Source organism: Streptomyces diastatochromogenes (genome assembly GCF_002242805.1).
GTDB classification, from domain to species: domain Bacteria; phylum Actinomycetota; class Actinomycetes; order Streptomycetales; family Streptomycetaceae; genus Streptomyces; species Streptomyces diastatochromogenes.
Map to the genome: position 1 here is coordinate 1 of NZ_MCGQ01000175.1, position 265 is coordinate 265.

Here is a 265-nt window from a genome sequence, read left to right on the forward strand (position 1 = left end):
CGGCGACGAGTTGCCCCTGCGCGGTGTCGTGCACTGCGCCGGGATCCTCGACGACGGGGTGGTCGCCGAGCTGACGCCCGAGCGGCTGGCGCGGGTGCTGCGCCCCAAGGTCGACGGGGCCCTCCAGCTGCACCGGCTCACCGCCGACACCCCGCTGGACCTGTTCCTGCTGGTGTCCTCGGCCGCCGGTGGTGGGCGAGTTGGTCGAGGAAGACGTTGGCGGCCGCGTAGTTGCCCTGGCCCGCGTTGCCCACGACACCGGCGG

General features: G+C 74.3%; 1 protein-coding gene. It reads left to right on the top strand.

Features of this window, described 5'->3' with window-relative positions; translation table 11 throughout:
- Positions 1 to 265: ketoreductase domain-containing protein (locus tag BEK98_RS47465; protein ID WP_244202325.1), on the top strand; the 265-nt coding region annotated here is incomplete at both ends.